Annotated in this window: 11 protein-coding genes and 1 tRNA gene; 1 reads left to right on the top strand and 11 read right to left on the bottom strand. The window is 71.5% G+C overall.

All coding sequences use genetic code 11. The annotated features are described in order from the left end of the window. Positions 1 to 1,304: MFS transporter (locus IF02_RS0131695; protein WP_030163169.1), on the bottom strand; the 1,304-nt coding region annotated here is incomplete at its 3' end. Positions 1,305 to 1,485: 181 nt separating this feature from the next. On the opposite strand from IF02_RS0131695, the gene IF02_RS0131690 reads away from it, so the two are divergent. Beyond that, a tRNA-Cys gene (locus tag IF02_RS0131690) sits at positions 1,486 to 1,557 on the top strand. 61 nt (positions 1,558 to 1,618) lie between these two features. Here IF02_RS0131690 and IF02_RS0131685 read toward each other — a convergent pair. From IF02_RS0131685 to IF02_RS0131640, 10 genes are all read right to left on the bottom strand, one after another. Then, entirely contained in the window at positions 1,619 to 2,167 is a 549-nt protein-coding gene (locus IF02_RS0131685) for a hypothetical protein (protein WP_030163168.1), read from the bottom strand. Continuing rightward, on the bottom strand, positions 2,167 to 4,479 hold the full coding sequence (locus tag IF02_RS0131680; RefSeq protein WP_030163167.1) for a hypothetical protein: 2,313 nt from the start codon (positions 4,477 to 4,479) through the stop codon (positions 2,167 to 2,169). Before IF02_RS0131680 ends, IF02_RS0131685 begins: the two co-directional genes overlap by 1 nt. Before the next feature lie 11 nt (positions 4,480 to 4,490). Continuing rightward, positions 4,491 to 4,919: a hypothetical protein gene (locus IF02_RS0131675; protein ID WP_030163166.1), complete on the bottom strand. Its 429-nt coding sequence runs from the start codon at positions 4,917 to 4,919 to the stop codon at positions 4,491 to 4,493. Positions 4,920 to 4,944: 25 nt separating this feature from the next. Beyond that, positions 4,945 to 6,024: a type VII secretion-associated serine protease mycosin gene (mycP, locus tag IF02_RS0131670; RefSeq protein WP_234318389.1), complete on the bottom strand. Its 1,080-nt coding sequence runs from the start codon at positions 6,022 to 6,024 to the stop codon at positions 4,945 to 4,947. Positions 6,025 to 6,147: 123 nt separating this feature from the next. Next, positions 6,148 to 7,314 carry a type VII secretion-associated serine protease mycosin gene (mycP, locus tag IF02_RS0131665; protein WP_234318388.1) on the bottom strand — a complete coding sequence of 389 codons (1,167 nt, stop codon included), beginning with the start codon at positions 7,312 to 7,314 and terminating at the stop codon, positions 6,148 to 6,150. Between the two features lie 28 nt (positions 7,315 to 7,342). Then, complete coding sequence (locus IF02_RS0131660; protein WP_030163161.1) at positions 7,343 to 8,788, bottom strand: WXG100 family type VII secretion target; 1,446 nt, start codon at positions 8,786 to 8,788, stop codon at positions 7,343 to 7,345. Beyond that, a complete protein-coding gene (locus tag IF02_RS0131655) occupies positions 8,788 to 9,297 on the bottom strand; it encodes a hypothetical protein (RefSeq protein ID WP_234318387.1) in 510 nt (169 codons plus the stop codon). The genes IF02_RS0131660 and IF02_RS0131655 overlap by 1 nt, the downstream gene beginning before the upstream one ends. A gap of 166 nt (positions 9,298 to 9,463) precedes the next feature. Beyond that, positions 9,464 to 11,809 (bottom strand): xanthine dehydrogenase family protein molybdopterin-binding subunit, encoded by a 2,346-nt coding sequence (locus IF02_RS0131650; RefSeq protein ID WP_030163157.1) that lies wholly within the window; start codon positions 11,807 to 11,809, stop codon positions 9,464 to 9,466. Then, positions 11,806 to 13,935: a (2Fe-2S)-binding protein gene (locus IF02_RS0131645; RefSeq protein ID WP_030163155.1), complete on the bottom strand. Its 2,130-nt coding sequence runs from the start codon at positions 13,933 to 13,935 to the stop codon at positions 11,806 to 11,808. The genes IF02_RS0131650 and IF02_RS0131645 overlap by 4 nt, the downstream gene beginning before the upstream one ends. Next, on the bottom strand, positions 13,932 to 14,834 hold the full coding sequence (locus IF02_RS0131640) for an FAD binding domain-containing protein (protein ID WP_078622453.1): 903 nt from the start codon (positions 14,832 to 14,834) through the stop codon (positions 13,932 to 13,934). Before IF02_RS0131640 ends, IF02_RS0131645 begins: the two co-directional genes overlap by 4 nt. Positions 14,835 to 15,327: the final 493 nt, after the last annotated feature.

The raw sequence follows: 15,327 nt of genomic DNA, 5'->3' as shown, positions 1-15,327 counted from the left end.
CCCAGCGCGGCGAACGCCGCGCCGCCCGCCGCCAGCAGCACCACATTGGCCAGCGCGTCCGAGATCTGCAGCGCGGCGGAATTGGCCCCCGCCTCCTCCGGCGCCGACAACTCCAGCAGCAGCACGCTCGTCGAAGCGGTCACCAGCCCCATCCCCAGGCACCCCACCGCCCAGGCGACCGCCAGCGTCCACACCGGCACGGACTCGATCAGCACCGCCGGCGCGGCCGCGATGGCGAAGGCCACCAACACCATCCCCACCACCATCAGCCGCTCCCGGTACGGCGCCATCCGCCCCTTCGACTGCAGCCACGAGCCGCCCGCCCAGGTCAAGCCGCCCGCCGCCAGCGAGAACCCGGCCAGCGTCGGGCTCAGCCCCCGCTGGGTGACCAGCATCAGCGGAACGAAGCTCTCCGCCGCGATGAACGACCCCGCCGCCACCCCGCGCAGCAGCACCACCGAAGGCAGCCCGCGCCGGGCCAGGTACGTACCGCGCGGCAGCAGCCCCCGTACGGCGGGCACCAGCAGCCCCGCGCCCGCGGCGGCCGGCAGCAGCGACAGCCACCGGAGGTCCTGGGCGGCGTACTGCAACAGCGCCGCCCCGACGGAGATCCCGAGCGCCAGCCGGATCCGCCGCCCGTCGAAGGCGGCGGGCGGCGCGTCCGGATCCACCGGCCCGGACGCGGTGCGGCGGATCGCCGGCAGGGCCACGACCAGCGGTACGACGACCAGTACGGGTATCCCGACGAACACCCAGCGCCAGCCGAGGTGCTCGGTCACGGCCCCCGAGGCCAGCGGCCCGACGATGGACGGCACCACCCAGCTCGCCGCGAAGGCGGCCATGATCGCGGGCCGCAGCCGCTCCTCGTAGGCCCGGCTCACCACCACGTACAGCGCGACGATGACCAGCCCGCCCCCGAGCCCCTGCACGGCCCGCCCCAGGACGAACACCCACATGTCCACGGCGGTCCCGGCGAGGAGGAGCCCCGCGGCAAAGGCGGCGATCCCGACGGCCAGGGGCCACAACGGCCCCTTCCTGTCGGCCCACTGCCCGGACAGGACCATCCCGAAGAGGCTGGTGGTGAAGTACGCGGAGAAGGCGAAGGCGTAGAGCCCGATCCCGTCCAGCTCCCGCGCGGCGACGGGCATGGCCGTCCCGACGGCGGTCGCCTCGAAGGCGATCAGAAAGACGACGGAGATGATCCCGATGCTGAGCGCCCGGTACGCGGACCCCAGAATCCCGCCCTCCGGCTCCGGCGGGACCGGCACACTGCGCTGCGACACACGGGCTTCAAGGGCACTCATCGCCCCAGAGTAAGCCCCGCTACTGGGCTACGCCCCTGTCAATTGGACGTATCCCGCGCTCGTCCCCCAGACCTAGGACCGGCGGCCCGTAAACGCAGCATGGCAATCACATTGCACCCGCCCCGCACACCTTCCCCACCCCTGGCGCCCACCCGTACGGTCACATCCATAACCACCCCACAGCCGTGTGCCCGAGTGGTTGAGGGACTCGCCTGCAAAGCGAGGCACGCGGGTTCAATTCCCGCCACGGCTTCTCCCGAAGGCCGCTCAGGAGTGTTCTGAGCGGCCTTCTCCCTTCCGTCCGGCGGTGTCGGCTAGCCCGCGCACTGGGTCTGCTGCCTGCCCGCCTCGACGAACTTCGTCATGAGCCGGGTGAACAACGGGCGGGATCCGCCCTTCTCGACTTGGTCGGTGGATCCGCTGAGCGACAGCTCGACCTGGAAGGGCTCGTCGCTGCCCTTGCAGACGAGGAGTACCCGAGCCCCCGTGTTGTACACGACGCCCTTGTCGCCCAACGGCAGCGGATCCGCTGCCGGCTTGATCAGCTCGGTGTTCCAGAAGAAGCTCTGCTCCAGCGGCTGGCGCGTCGCCGAGGCCTGGAACCGGTCTTTGCCGTCCACGTCGACACTGCACGTGGCGCCCCGGCGCACCGCGGTCAGCTGCATGTCGGCCGGTCCCGACTCCTTCACCTGCTCGCCGTTGCCCACCAAGGGCCCCAGGTCGGATCGGGAGAACACTCCGAAGCAGGTGCGCTCGGGCAGCTTCGAGGCAGCCGTTTCGGTCCCCTCGGAGCAGCCGGACAGTACGACCAGGGCTATGGGGGCGGCAGCCGCCAGCACAAGGGCGGACCGGTGGATGGGCATCAGGAGCCTCCGTTGGACGTCGCTACCTGGCCTCGGCCGACGGCATGGGCGTTCGCGGTCTCGGTCGACGCGACTCCGGCGAGGGCGTCGACGGTCCGTTGGGTCATACCGGTTCCCTCGGCGGCCTTCCGTACCGACTGCGCTGCCGACAACCCGGCCTCCGTCTGGGCGTCCGTGTAGTCGATCACCGCCTTGTGGTCGATCTCGCCGATCTTCTCGGCCTTGTCCTTCGTCGCCCGCTCGACCACGCCTTCCGTGATGTCCTCCTGGAGCCACTCCACGACGTCCCCGGCCAGGGGGACCATCTCCAGATACTTGCCACCTGCCGCACTGATGGCGCGGTTGACCCACTTGGCGTTGTCCTCGACGCCCTTTACGTACTCTTCCTTCGTGTGGGCGTTCTCGCCGAACGTGCCCTCGGCCCTGGCCTCGGACAGGATGCCCGCGATCTGACCGCCCGGGTGTACGGCACTCTTGATCGCCGCGTCGACATCGTCGTATTCACTGCGATGCGCGATGACGTCGTTGATGAGCGTGGTCGTGAAGGCCCGCTGGGAGGCGGTCATGGCACCGTACGCGTCCGGGTCCTGGCCCACCGCTCCGATGAAGGCCGCCATGTCGGCCTTGTGGAACTTGGCCATCTCGCCATTGGCCTTGATCATCCCGCTGCCGTTCTCCGCCGAGGCCTGGATGTCGGGCATGTACTCGGCGGCCATCTGGCCGAAGTGGCCCGACATCCCCTTCAAGGGGTCACTGCCGTCCTCGCCGGGCTTCCCGGTGACCAGCTCGGGCTTGTCACCGATCTTCTCGACGACGCGTTCCATGATCGCCGTCATTTCCTTGGTGTGCGGGACGGGCTTCGCGTCCTCGTCACCCGGCACGCGGCCCGAAACGGCCGCTTCGAGGGCGTTGCCGAGTGCGTCCTGGGCCGGGCCCGCTTCGCCGTAGGGGTGGCTGGGCGTCCGGTCGAAGGCGTCGGCCCAGGACTCCTTGTCGAGCATGTAGTCGACCATGCCCCGCGCCTTGCCGTGCTGGCCGGACACGACCTTGTCGGCCGTGGTGACGATGCCGTCGCCGTTGCTGTCCTGGCGGACCGGCTCGTTGAAGAACGCCGCCGCCGCGTCCGGGTTGTGGGACATCGCGTCCATCAGGCCCGTCAGCGGGTAGAAGCCCCGGCTGCCGTCCTTGCCCTGGCTGAGCACCGTCTTCGGGTCGTACGGCGAGCCGTGCTCCCAGGCCTTCGGATTCTCGCGGTCGAACGCGACCATGTCCCGGCCGACCGAGGTCAGGAAGTCCTTGTCGTACGTGCCCTCGTGGAGCAGCGCGCCCAGCGCCTGGTAACCGTAGATCTTGCTGGTCAGATCGCCGGTGACCTGCATCTCCTTGCGGCCGGCCTTCATCAGGCCGGTCGTCCACGCCACGTCCAGGTGGTTCGGCGAGCTCTTCTGCGTGGCGAGACCCAGCATCGCGCCCATGTCGTTCTGGATGTTGCCGACCATCGCCAGGCGGTCCTTGCCGGCCTCGCCCAGGGTCGACGCGTCGATGGACAGCTTCGCGTACGCCTCCAGCGTGCCTTCGGGGCCGAGCCTGCGGTAGAAGTCCGTCGAGAAGTCGACGTCGTTGCGGTTGTCGTCGAGCAGGTCCTCCAGCTCGCGCAGCGCCTCGGGATTGCGGGCGACACCGCCCTGCTCCTTGCTGAGCTTCCTCATCAGCTCGGCCGCCCGGTCGGCCTGTTCGCCGTCCAGGGTGGTGTACTTCGGCCCGGTGAAGTCGTGGTCGTCCGAGATGTTCGCGCGCAGCGCGCGGGCCAGGGAGTCGTCGGCGTCCGCGCAGTCCTCGACGAGCCGGTCCACCCTCGCCTGCCAGGCTTTGCGGTTCTCCTCCTGCTTGCGCTTGAACTCGGGGTAGTCCGGGTCGTGCCGGGCCGCGAACTCGGTCTTCGGGTCCATCGGGACGGCCGAGACCTTGCCGGCCGCGTCCACGCGGAAGCCGGCGGCCGGGGCCTCCTCGTCGGCGGCCTTCTTGAGCGCGTCGCGGGCCGTCTTGAGGGTGGTGTGGCCGTCGCTGAGGAGCTGGTGTACGCCCTTGGCCTCCTTGGCCGCGTCCTCGAACTCCTTGGCCGTCTTGTCGACGAACGCCCGCCCGACGCCCGCGGTGACCCCGCTCCACTCGGCCTTGTCGGCCTTGGCCTTCATGCCGTTGCGAGCGGCCTCGGCCATCTCGTCCAGCTTGTCGGCCATGGCCTTCCAGTCCGTGGCCGCCGTCTGGAGCTTGTCCAGGGGCGCGTTCATCACGTTCTCGTACGTCAGCATGGGGGCGCCGCCTACTTGAGGTACTTGTCGATCGCGGACGAGGTGAAGTCGGCGTGCAACTGCTGCTCGTCCTTGGCGTGGGAGGAGAGCGAGTAGTTGAGCCCGTTGGAGACGTTCGCGCAGGCGGCCACGAGGGTCTTCACCTGGCTCTCCCACATGGCGTTGACCTTCAGCAGCGCAGACCCGCTGGCGAAGCTCTCCTTGGTGAGCGCCCCGGCGGCCTCGCTGGTGGCGGTGGCGGCGTGCTTGCCGTCCGTCTGGAGGCGCGAGTGCAGCTTGTACGCCTCGGTGCCGATGGCGCCGATGTGGTCCTGGTTCAGCTCCAGGTTGCCGCCGCTGCCACCGCTGCCGCCGGGCTCGACGGGTACGTGGTTGAGCCGCATGGAGACGTTGGCGGCGGCCGTGGCGCGTGCGGCGGACCATTCCTCGTCGAACGACATCGCGTGCTTTTCTCCTTGTGTCACATCAGCGTCTAACACGCTGATGTGCGCGTGTGGTTACGGCTCCGGCAACGAGCAGGCAGGCTCCCATCCCGAGGACGGCCCAGGGAAGTAGCCTGTTGCCGGTTGTCTTGTTCTGTACGTGGGATGCGGCTGCCGGGGCCGGTACAGGTTTGGGCTGGCCCGGGGCTGGGGATGATATCCCGCCCGCCGCGGCGAGATCGGGGAGCGGGTAGACGTCCGCGGGGCCGGGGTCGCCGGGGGCGGTCAGCGCGATGACGGGGCGGACGACTCCGTAGCCGAGGCGGTCGTTGCGCTCGATGCCGTGGACGGGGTCCGGCTTCTCGGCCGTGTTCAGCAGGACGCGGAGTACCTGGTTGTTGGTCCAGTCGGGGTGTACGGACCAGAGTAGGGCGGCCGAGGCGGAGGCGAGGGCGGTGGCTTCGCTGGTGCCGTGGTTGACGCAGAGACCGGAGTCGGAGTCCGGGGAGTCATCGGCGCATGAGGTCGCGATGTCGACGCCGGGGGCGGACAAGTCCACCTGAGGGCCGTGCTGGGACTCCTCGGTCGCCACACCGTCCGGGCCGACGCCGGAGACACCGACCGCTCCGGGCGAGCCGGAGGGGTACATGACCTCGTTGGTTCCCTCTCCATCGTTGCCGACGGAGGAGAAGACGAGCTTGCCTCTGTCCAGGGCGTACCGAACGGCGGCGTCGAGTTCCGAACTCCTGCCCGGCCCGCCGAAGGAAATGTTCAGGACCTTGGCCTCCGAGTCCGCCGCGAAGCGGATCGCCTCGGCGATCGACTGATGGAGGCGGAGATTCCCGCCACCTTCGGAGACGCGGAGGGGGAGAATCTTGGCGCCCGGGGCCAGCCCGAACGCCCCCTCGCCGGACGGGCGCTTGCCAGTGCCGGCGATCAGAGCAGCCATACCGGTGCCGTGATCGCCGTAGTCGGTGCGTTCGTCCCCCTCGTAGCCGTGGGAGAAGTCCTTGCCCTGGACCACCTGACCGTCGAGCTCGGGGATCCGCCCGACGCCGGTGTCGACGACGGCGACGGTGACGCCTTGGCCGGTACTGACCTTCCACACCTCGTCGGCTTGCATGGCACCCAGATGCCACTGCTCTGGCCGAGCGGTGTGTGCGTGGGCGGCCGGGACCGCGGCGACCCCGGCCAGCAGAAGGCCGACCAGGGCCGAGGACGTCCGCCGCAGCCGCACGGACCGCCGTCAGGCGTTCCTGCGCCGCACGACGACCGCGGTGACGGCCCCACCGATCAGGACGCAGGCCCCCAGCCCGAGCCCGATCCAGAGAACGGGACTTCCGCCGTCCTTCTTGGCCGCGGCCGGGGCCTGGGGCGCGCCGGACTCGGTCTTCTTGCCGTCGGCCGACGGGGAGGGCGCGTTCTTCGCGTCCGCCGCAGCGAGGTCGGGGAGCGGGTAGACATCGGCCGGACCGGGGTCGCCCGGAGTGGGCAGCGCAATCTTCGGACGGACCACGCCGTAACCGACGTAGTCGTTGCGCTCGACGCCATCAACCGGCTTACCAGCAGTATTCAGCAGAACACGGAGCACCTGATTGTTCGTCCACTCAGGGTGAGCCGACCAGAGCAACGCGGCAGAGGCGGATGTGAGGGCGGTCGCATCACTGGTCCCATGGCTATCGCAGAGACCCGTGCCACCGTCGCATCCGGTGACGATATTGATCCCGGGAGCAGACATGTCCACGTAGGCGTTGTGTTGCGACTCCTTTGTCGCTGCACCATCGGGGTCAACAGCACCGATTCCTACGACCCCCGGCGTCGCGGCAGGGTATTCAACGTTAGTATCCCCATCGTTCCCAACAGCCGCGAAGATCAGTTTCCCCTTACCCAGCGCATACTTGACGGCCTGAGTGAGGTTATCGCTCTTATTGCTGCCGCTCATCGAGATGTTGAGGATCCTCGCCTCCGAATCTGCCGCGTATCGGATCGCCTCACTCATCGCTCGAAACGGGGTACCGCCATCACCACCGACGTCGACCCGTAGGGGCAAGATCTTCGCACCGGGAGCAAGGCCAAAGGCGCTCTGGGCACCACCAGGCCCCTTTCCGTTGCCAGCAATGATCGCGGCCATCGCCGTCCCGTGATTGTCGTAGTCGGTGCGCTCGTCGCCCTTGTACGACTCCGCGGCAAAGTTCTTGCCCGGGAGAACCTGGCCCTCGAGTTCCGGAATACGGGCAACACCGGTATCGATCACCGCAACGGTTACGCCCTTGCCGGTGCTGATCTTCCAGATGTCGTCGGCCTTCATGGCGTCGAGATGCCACTGCTTGGACCGAACCGTATCCGCATGGGCCGGGGTCGCGGCGACCCCGGCCAGCAGGAGGCCCACGAGGGCCGAGGTCGCCTTACGCATGCGCATCTCGTCGCAATATCCGTTCTGCTCAGTCGATCACCGGCGGAACAACGTGACCGTTGCTCTGCCAGGTCTCTTCGTCTTCGGCCAGGTAGTCGGGACGCTCGCTGCCTTGCTGGTCGCCCCGCTTGCCGGGAGTGTGGACACCTGCACCCGCATGCCCCATCGCACCGCGGGCCGAACCGGCGCCGGAACCGTTGCGCACAAGGCCCGAACCGCCCTGCGTGAAGGGCTGGGCGCCGGTGGTCTGACGGCCGATCGCGCCGGCTTGACGGCCGCCGACAACACCCCCGGGCTCCATGGCCAGTCGACGACCCATCGCCGAACCACCCTGGCCACCGCCATGCGGGCCGCCCGCACCAGGGTGCATGCCGCCGCCCATGCCACGCCCAGCAGCCTGCGGGCCACCTTCGTGGCCGATGACCGTGCCACGCGGAATGCCCGCGGTGGGGCCATTGGTCGTCACCTGCCGACCGCCCATGATCCCGATGTCGCGAGGGAGCAGACCGCTGGGTCCGCCGACCTTGCTGGAGGGGGGCAGCGTGACCGGGAACTTGCTGCCGGGTCCGCCACCGCCCTGGATCGGCGTACCAATGGGCGGGAGTGCGATGGGCAGAACAGGTCCAGTGGGGCTACCGCCACCCGGCCCCGGGACGGGTCCGCCGGGCAGACCGGTGACCGGAGGAAGCGTCTTGTCGGGAAGCGTCGCGACATGGTCGAGGTCCACGTCCACCTCCCGATCCGGGAGCCCCGGTACCGGTGTGTGCCCCGTAGTCGGAGGCAGGGTGCTGTCGGGCTGGTGACCAGGTGCCGAAGCGGGATCAGTTGACGGGCCACTGCCACGCGGTCCAGCGTGCGAGTACGAAGAGCCACCCGAGCCTGAACCAAATTCGGAGGTTCCGCCCGAACGCTCAAGGTCAGTACTTCCACCCCGTGGGGCATCCGGCACGAAATCCCCCGGCGGCGGCGGGAACGTCGGGATCTGGACCTTGCCCATCTGCGTCGTCGACTGGTCGTACGATCCGGCCAGCTTGGTCATCGCATCAACGGCCTTTTGGTGATCGCCGTTCAGCTTGGCGTTCGCCTCTTGCCTGATCTTCTGCGAATCGGGGTCGTTGTGGAACTGCTGGGCGGCCTTCAGGTTGTCGGCAGCCGATGTGTCGTACTTCGGCATGTTGGCCTGGACCTCGTGCATGATCTGGGCGGCCTCGGCCATCCACTTGCCGCCCGCGGCGCTGTAGTCACCAAGGAGCAGCGTCGCACTGCCCGCTCGGCTCACCCAGTCCGCGAAGTTGTCGGCAGCTGCGCCCTCCCAGCCCTTGACCTGGTGCTTCTTGAGGCTCTCCCCGATCTCCTTGATCGTTGAGGCGGCCTCGTTCAGCTGCGCGCTTCGCGTCTCCACCGTCTTGGGGTCGATCGAGGCGATCATGGCAAGCAGCTGCTGGTGGGTGTAGCCCTCGAAGTTCGTTGCCATCAGACCTTGCCCTTCGCCTTGCTGCCGTGGCCGCTCGCGCCACCCTGGGTGTCCGCCTCCTGCTTCGCCAGCGGGTCCCGCTCCGCGACGTAGTCCTTCTTCGCCTGCGCGACGATGGAACGCATACGCGCCTGCGTGTCCTCGTCCACACCGCCGTAGCCCTTGCCCGCCGTCATGATCGCGATGCCCAGGGCTTCGATCTGGCTCGCCAGGCCCTTCGACAGGTTCTGGAGCTGCGTGTGGACCGTCGTGTACGTCTTGAACAGGGCGTCCGCCTCGGCGAAGCCCTTGCCCAGGACTCCCTCCGGGAGCGTGACGTGGGCCAGCTTCTTCTCGTCCGCGCCCGAGCCGTCGAGCTTCTTCAAGAGGTCGTCCACGAGCTTTTTGTAGTTCGTCATCGACTCGAACTCGACCTCAAGCGCCTTGGCCTGCGCCATGATCGCGTCCGCCAGGCCCGAATTGAGGCCCGTCAGCCCCGCCAGACCGTCCGGTGCCTTCTCCTCTGCCACGATGGCCTCCCCGACTCCCCGAAATCCCCGGGGTCGCGGCGTTTCCGCCGCGGCCCCTCCCCGTTCGCACCGTTCATCGCGCACGTACTACGTCTTACCGATCACTCTAGCGACCGGTACCGACAGTCCCAACCTCGGGGTTGCACGTGCAATGCGGGTCACACGGTCACGAGTTGGGCGCCGCGACCGCCGCCGAGGGGCGGATCGGGAGCCTGTTCACCGGGCGGCCCGTGGCCGAGCGTACCGCCGAGGCTACCGCCGCCGGGGCCGTCACCACAGGGATGGCGCTCGCCGCCTTCGCGCCGAACGGGGCCACCACGTCCCGCTCTTCGACCAGCTTGACGATCCGGACCACCGGAGCGTCCAGCGACGTCGGCAGCGCATAGCCCGTCAGGTCGGGGTGGCGGACCAGGCCCGACACCGAGCGGAGGTTCTCGCTCAGCGCCGCGCCCACGCCCTGTGTGACGCCCGCTTCGATACGGGCCTCCAGCTGGCGGGGGTTGAGGATGCGGCCCACGTCCTGGGCCACCGCGAGTTCCACGACCCGCACCGAGCCCAGTTCGATGTCCACGTCCACGACCGCGCGGATCGCGCAGAACGCCAGGCCCACGAAGGCGTCGCCCTGGCCGTCGCCGTCCAGGGGCTCCGTCGGGTGGGGGCGGCACTGGGCCGTCGCCCAGAGTTCCTTGCCCGCCATGGCCTCGGAGACCGTCGTCGAGAACGCGCCGTCGTAGGACGTGATGCGGCCGTCCTGGATCTGCAGGAGCTCCGTCGACATGCCCAGCTTGTGGGCCATCGGCTGGAGGAGCTGGGTGCGGACCATCTTCGCCGCACGCTCCACCGCGCCGCCCGAGACCCACGTGTGGCGGCCGTGCGCCGCCGGGCCCGCCGGCGGCTGGTCCGTGTCGACCGGGGCCGTCACCACCTCGTCCACGCCCAGGATCTCCTGGACGATCTGGCGGGCGAGCGTGGAGAAGCCCTGGCCGGTGTCCACCGCCGCGCAGATCACCGTCGCCGCCCCGTCGACGACCTTGACCGTCGCCGTCGAGACCTCGTCCGCGCCCTCCGCGCCGAGCATGTGGACCATGCCCACGCCGTACCCGACCCCGCGCCGCACCGCGCCCGGCTCGCCCGCGCCCTCCGGGCCGCCCGGCAGCAGCCACTCCTCCTCCGGGGTGTCCTTCGGGAGGGAGGGGAGCGGGCAATCGCGTACCGCGCGCAGGAGTTCCGCCACCGGCGCCGGGCAGGTGACCGTCTGGCCCGTCGGGAGCAGGTCGCCCGTCGCCAGTACGTTGCGCAGGCGCAGCTCCGCGCCGTCGATGCCGAGGGCGGCCGCGAGCTTGTCCATCTGGCCCTCGTACGCGGCACAGACCTGCATCGCGCCCTCGCCCCGTACGTGGCCCGACGGCGGGTTGTTCGTACGGACCGCCCAGCCCTCGACGAAGGCGTGCGGCACGACGTACGGGCCGCAGGCGAACGCCACTGCCGCGGCCAGCGACTCGGAGGACGAGTCCGCGTACGCGCCGGCGTCCATCAGGATCTGGGCCTCGACCTTGACCAGCCGGCCCTCCGCGTCCGCGTGGTGGCGGTAGCGCAGCAGCGTCGGGTGGCGGTGGGTGTGGCCGAGGAAGGACTCCTCGCGGGTGGCGGCCAGCTTGACCGGGTAGCCGGTGCGCAGGGCGAGCAGCCCCAGCGGCAGCTGGAAGGCCGCGTCCTCGCGGTCGGCCGTGGCGCCCGGGACACCGGTCACCACGACCCGCACCCGGTCGGGTTCGAGGCCGAAGCAGGCCGCCGCCAGGTCGCGGTCCAGGTGGGGGTCGGTGGAGGCGGTGTAGATCTCCACGCCGCCGTCGGGCCGCGGCACGGCGAGCCCGGCCTCGGCGCCGATGGGCGCGGGGTCCTGGCGGCCGATCCGGTACAGGCCCTCGACGACGACCTCGCCGGTCGCCTCCGGGTCGCCGTAGCGGAGCGGGATGTGCCGGATCAGGTTGCCGTCGGGGTGCAGGGCGGGGGCGCCGAAGGACTGCTCGGGGTCGGTCACCGCGTCGAGCAGCTCGTACTCGACGGCGATCGCGGCGGCGGCGAGGCGGGCGGTGTCCGGGTGGTCGGCGGCGACGGCGGCGATGGGCTCGCCGTGGTGGCGGACGACGTCGTGGGCGAAGACGGGCCGGTCGGCGATGCGGCGGCCGTGCGTGGTGGCGCCGGGGACGTCGGCGTGGGTGACGACGGCGCGCACGCCGGGCATGGCGGCGGCCGCGGAGGTGTCGACGGAGAGGATGCGGGCGTGGGCGTGCGGGGAGCGCAGGACGGCGGCCCAGAGGAGGCCCTCGGCCCACAGGTCGGCCGCGTACGGGAAGGTGCCCTCGCTCTTGGCGCGCGTGTCGGCGGCGGGCACGGAGGCCCCGATGCCGCGCGGCACCTCCTGCTCGCCCGTCTCGGGCGCCACGGCGGGCGCAGCGCCCGTCGCGACCGATACCGTCGTCGTGGCCGTGGCCGCGTCGTGCCCGCTCACGCCATGCCTCCGTTGTGGTGGATCCCGCCCTCGCCGGGCGGCGCCTGGTGCGGGATACGCGCCTCCGCGCCAGAGCCGTTCCCGGTTGCGTTCCCGGCTCCGTTCCCGACCCCGGGCGCGTCGGGCGCGGCCGACGCCTCACGCTCGGCGACGACCTCGCGGACGGCCTCGATGACGCCCTTGTAGCCGGAGCAGCGGCACAGGTTCCCGCACAGGGCCTGCCGGGTCTCCAGCTCGCTGGGGGCGTGGTTGCCCTCCAGCAGGTCGTGGATGGTCATGGCCATGCCGGGCACGCAGAACCCGCACTGCACCGCACCCGACCTGCACAACGCCTGCTGCACGTCCGAGAGTTCCCCGCCCCCGGCGAGCCCCTCCACGGTCCGGACCTCGCTGCTCGCCGCCGTCGCGGCCGGCACCAGGCAGGAGGCGACGAGCCGGCCGTCGACCTGCACGGCGCACGCCCCGCATTCGCCCTGCGAGCAGCCGTCCTTGGCGCCGGCGAGGCCGAGGCGCTCGCGCAGCACGTAGAGCAGGGACTCGCCGATCCACGCACCGGTGACGGGGCGGTCGGCGCCGTTGACGCGCAGGACGTAGGAAGCCAGCGGGTGCTCGTGATGGGCGACGGCCTCGGCAGTCGCGTTTTCTTCGTACGTCGGCTCCTCGGCCGGGAAACCTTCGGGGGTTCCCCCATCCGGCGTCGCCACAGCCATGTCCGCGGTGTCCGCACTCGGCGTTCCCGAAGCCACGGCTCCGCCGAAGCCGACCCCGGCACCGCCCCCGAAACCGCGCCCGTCCGTGTCGGCGGGCTCCGCGGCGCGCTCCGCGGCGGGCTCCGCCGTGAACCCGTGCTCACCGCCCGGCCCGGACTCCGCCCCGGCGGGGCCGTTGCCGGGGCCGTGCCCGTGGCCGGATGCCGTGAACCCGTGCCCGTCGGTGTCCCCGGGCTCCGCGAAGCCACCGGCGACGCCGCCGGCCCCGGGCCCGCCCGACAGCACGTACTCGGCAGCCGCGACGGGCGCCGCCGCCCGCTCCCGATCCGCGTCGGCGGGCGAAGCCACCTCGGGGGCCTCCGCACCCGGATGCGGCCGTTCCGCCGTGACCGGCGTCGCCGCCGGGCCATGGGCGGCTTCGATGTCGTGCGGAGCCGGATGCACCGGCTCCGGCTCCGTCGCCTCCGGGAGCGTGCCCACACCGGGTCCGCCCAGTACGCGGGGGCCGCGCCCGGGGCCGCCGACGCCGGGGCCGCCGAGCCGCCGCAGGCCCGCGCCGGAGGTGCCGGCGTCGCCCGCGTCGGGCCGCGCCTCGGGCAGCACGCCCGAGCTCATCGCGGCATCCGGACCCGGACGCGCGGCTGCCGCCGCCTCGAAGTCGGGATGGGTCGCCCAGGGGGCCGCCGCGCCGCCCGGCAGCGTCGCCGGGGCCTGGCTCCAGTCGGCCGCCGGGGCACCGAGGCGGAACTCCCCGGTCTGCTCGGGCAGTTCCGGGAGGGTCCACTGGCCGGTGCTCACGGGCTCGGAGTCCTGGACCGCCTCCGGGAACCGCCACTCGGCGGTCGCACCGGGATCGTGCGCACCCCCGGCCGAACCCGGCACCTGGCCCGGAGCCGACAGCTGACCCGGAGCCGAGGCCTGACCCGGCGCCTGACCCGGCTCGGCGCCCGAAACCCGGACGGGATCCTGCCCCGCGCCCTCGAACGCCGCCGCCACGGAGGCCGGGATCGGGATCGAAGCCGGGATCGGCCCGCCCACCGGCGCGGGCGTCGGCGCACCACCGGAAGCACCCGCACCACCGGAAGCCCCCGCACCGCCACCGCCACCGGCATGCGGCGCCGTCCCCGCCTCCGGCCACTGCACCGGAATCGTCCACGTCCCCGTCGCCGCCGGATCCGCGCTCGCCGAACCCAGCGGCACGATCATCGGCGGCGGCACGTAGCCGTGCCCGGGCGCCGCGAGCGGCTCCCCGGTGCCGAGCGCGTCCAGCATGTCCTGCGGCAGCTTCACGAAGGCCGTCGCGTCGGAGTCGTACTCGCCGCCCTGCGGGACCGGCTCCCAGCCCCAGCCGGTGCCGGTGTGGCCCGCGGGACCCGCGTCCCCCGTCGTTCCGCTCACGTTCTCGTTCTCACTCATGAGGTCAGCGCCCTCCCCAGGGCCCTCCGTGCCAGCACGGCGACCGTCCGCCGCAGATGCAGTACCCCGGGTGCCACCGGTTCGCCCTGGTCGGGGACGCAGGCGGCCGCGACGTACTCGCCGAAGGCCTCCAGCGCCTCGGGAGCCAGGGTCCGCTCCCCGTCCCAGTCGATCAGCGAGGCCACCCACTGCTCGGCCTCCAGCGGCCGTAGCGGCATGGGCGCGACCGCACCGATCGCACAGCGCACCCCCCGGCGCGCGGGATCCAGTACGAGCCCCACGGACGCCACCGCGCGCCCCGGGCCCGTACGCCCCGTGGCCTTCAGGAAGACCTGCGGCGCGTGCAGCAGCGGCACCCGTACGAAGCCGATCAGCTCTCCGGGCCGCAGCATCTCGCGGCCTGCCAGCAGGTGCGAGACCGGGATCTCCCGGCGCGAGCCGCCCGGGCCGTGGATGACGAGGACGGCCTCCAGCGCGGCCAGTACGGGCAGTGCGTCGCCCGTCGGCGCGGCGGTGGCGATGTTGCCGCCGAGGGTGCCGGCGTTGCGGATCTGCGGGGGCCCGGCGGCCCGCGCGGCCGCCGCCAGCGCGGGGATCAGAGCGGCGAAATCCGGCCGTCCCATCCGTGCGTGGGTGAGCCCGGCGCCGAGCAGCGCGTGCCCGTCCTGGTACTGCCAGCCGCGGATCTCGTTGATCCGGCCCAGGCCCACGAGCGCGGCGGGCCGCAGCAGCCCGGCGTTGACGGAGGCCATGAGGTCGGTGCCGCCGGCGACGGGCACGGCGGCGGGCATGGCGGCGAGCGCCGCCACGGCCTCGTCGAGCGAGGCCGGCAGCGTCACGGACTGCGCCGCTTGCGGCCCCTGAGATGAATGCAGTGCATGCGGTGCGTGCGTGGTCAACCCAGCTGCCCCTTCCCGATGTCCCGGTCCCGGCGCTCACGCCTGTCCGCCGTACGGTACGTGCTCACCGCCGGGACGTGGCAACTCTGGCACATCTTCCCCACCGCCCGGCGCGAGGGTCCTGCGGGCGCCCCCTGGAGCTTCCGGACGTCCGGTTTCCCCCGTATCCACCGAATCGACCGAATCGATTCGGATCCGCCGAATCCCCCGAAATCGAGCAAGAGTTCCCGACCGCCCCCAAGAACGAAGGACGTCCCGGAACCCTCTGGAGTTCCACAGAAGTCCGAAGGATTCCGATCGGTACCGAACAGTCCGCAGGGCCGCCGGACCCGCCCGGACGCCCGGAGGGACCCGCACGGACACGCACGGGCAGGCACGGACACGCGCGGGCGCGGACGGGAGCAACAAGAGGGCGCAGGAGAGCGCGGGAGAGCGCGGAAAGGTTCCGGCCACCGCCGGCCAACCCGCTGCCGCCCCCGCCCCCCTGCCGCCC

Source organism: Streptomyces sp. NRRL S-244 (assembly GCF_000717915.1).
GTDB lineage: Bacteria > Actinomycetota > Actinomycetes > Streptomycetales > Streptomycetaceae > Streptomyces.
The sequence above is the reverse complement of the archived record's forward strand: the minus strand, read 5'-3'. Positions and strand labels throughout refer to the sequence as shown.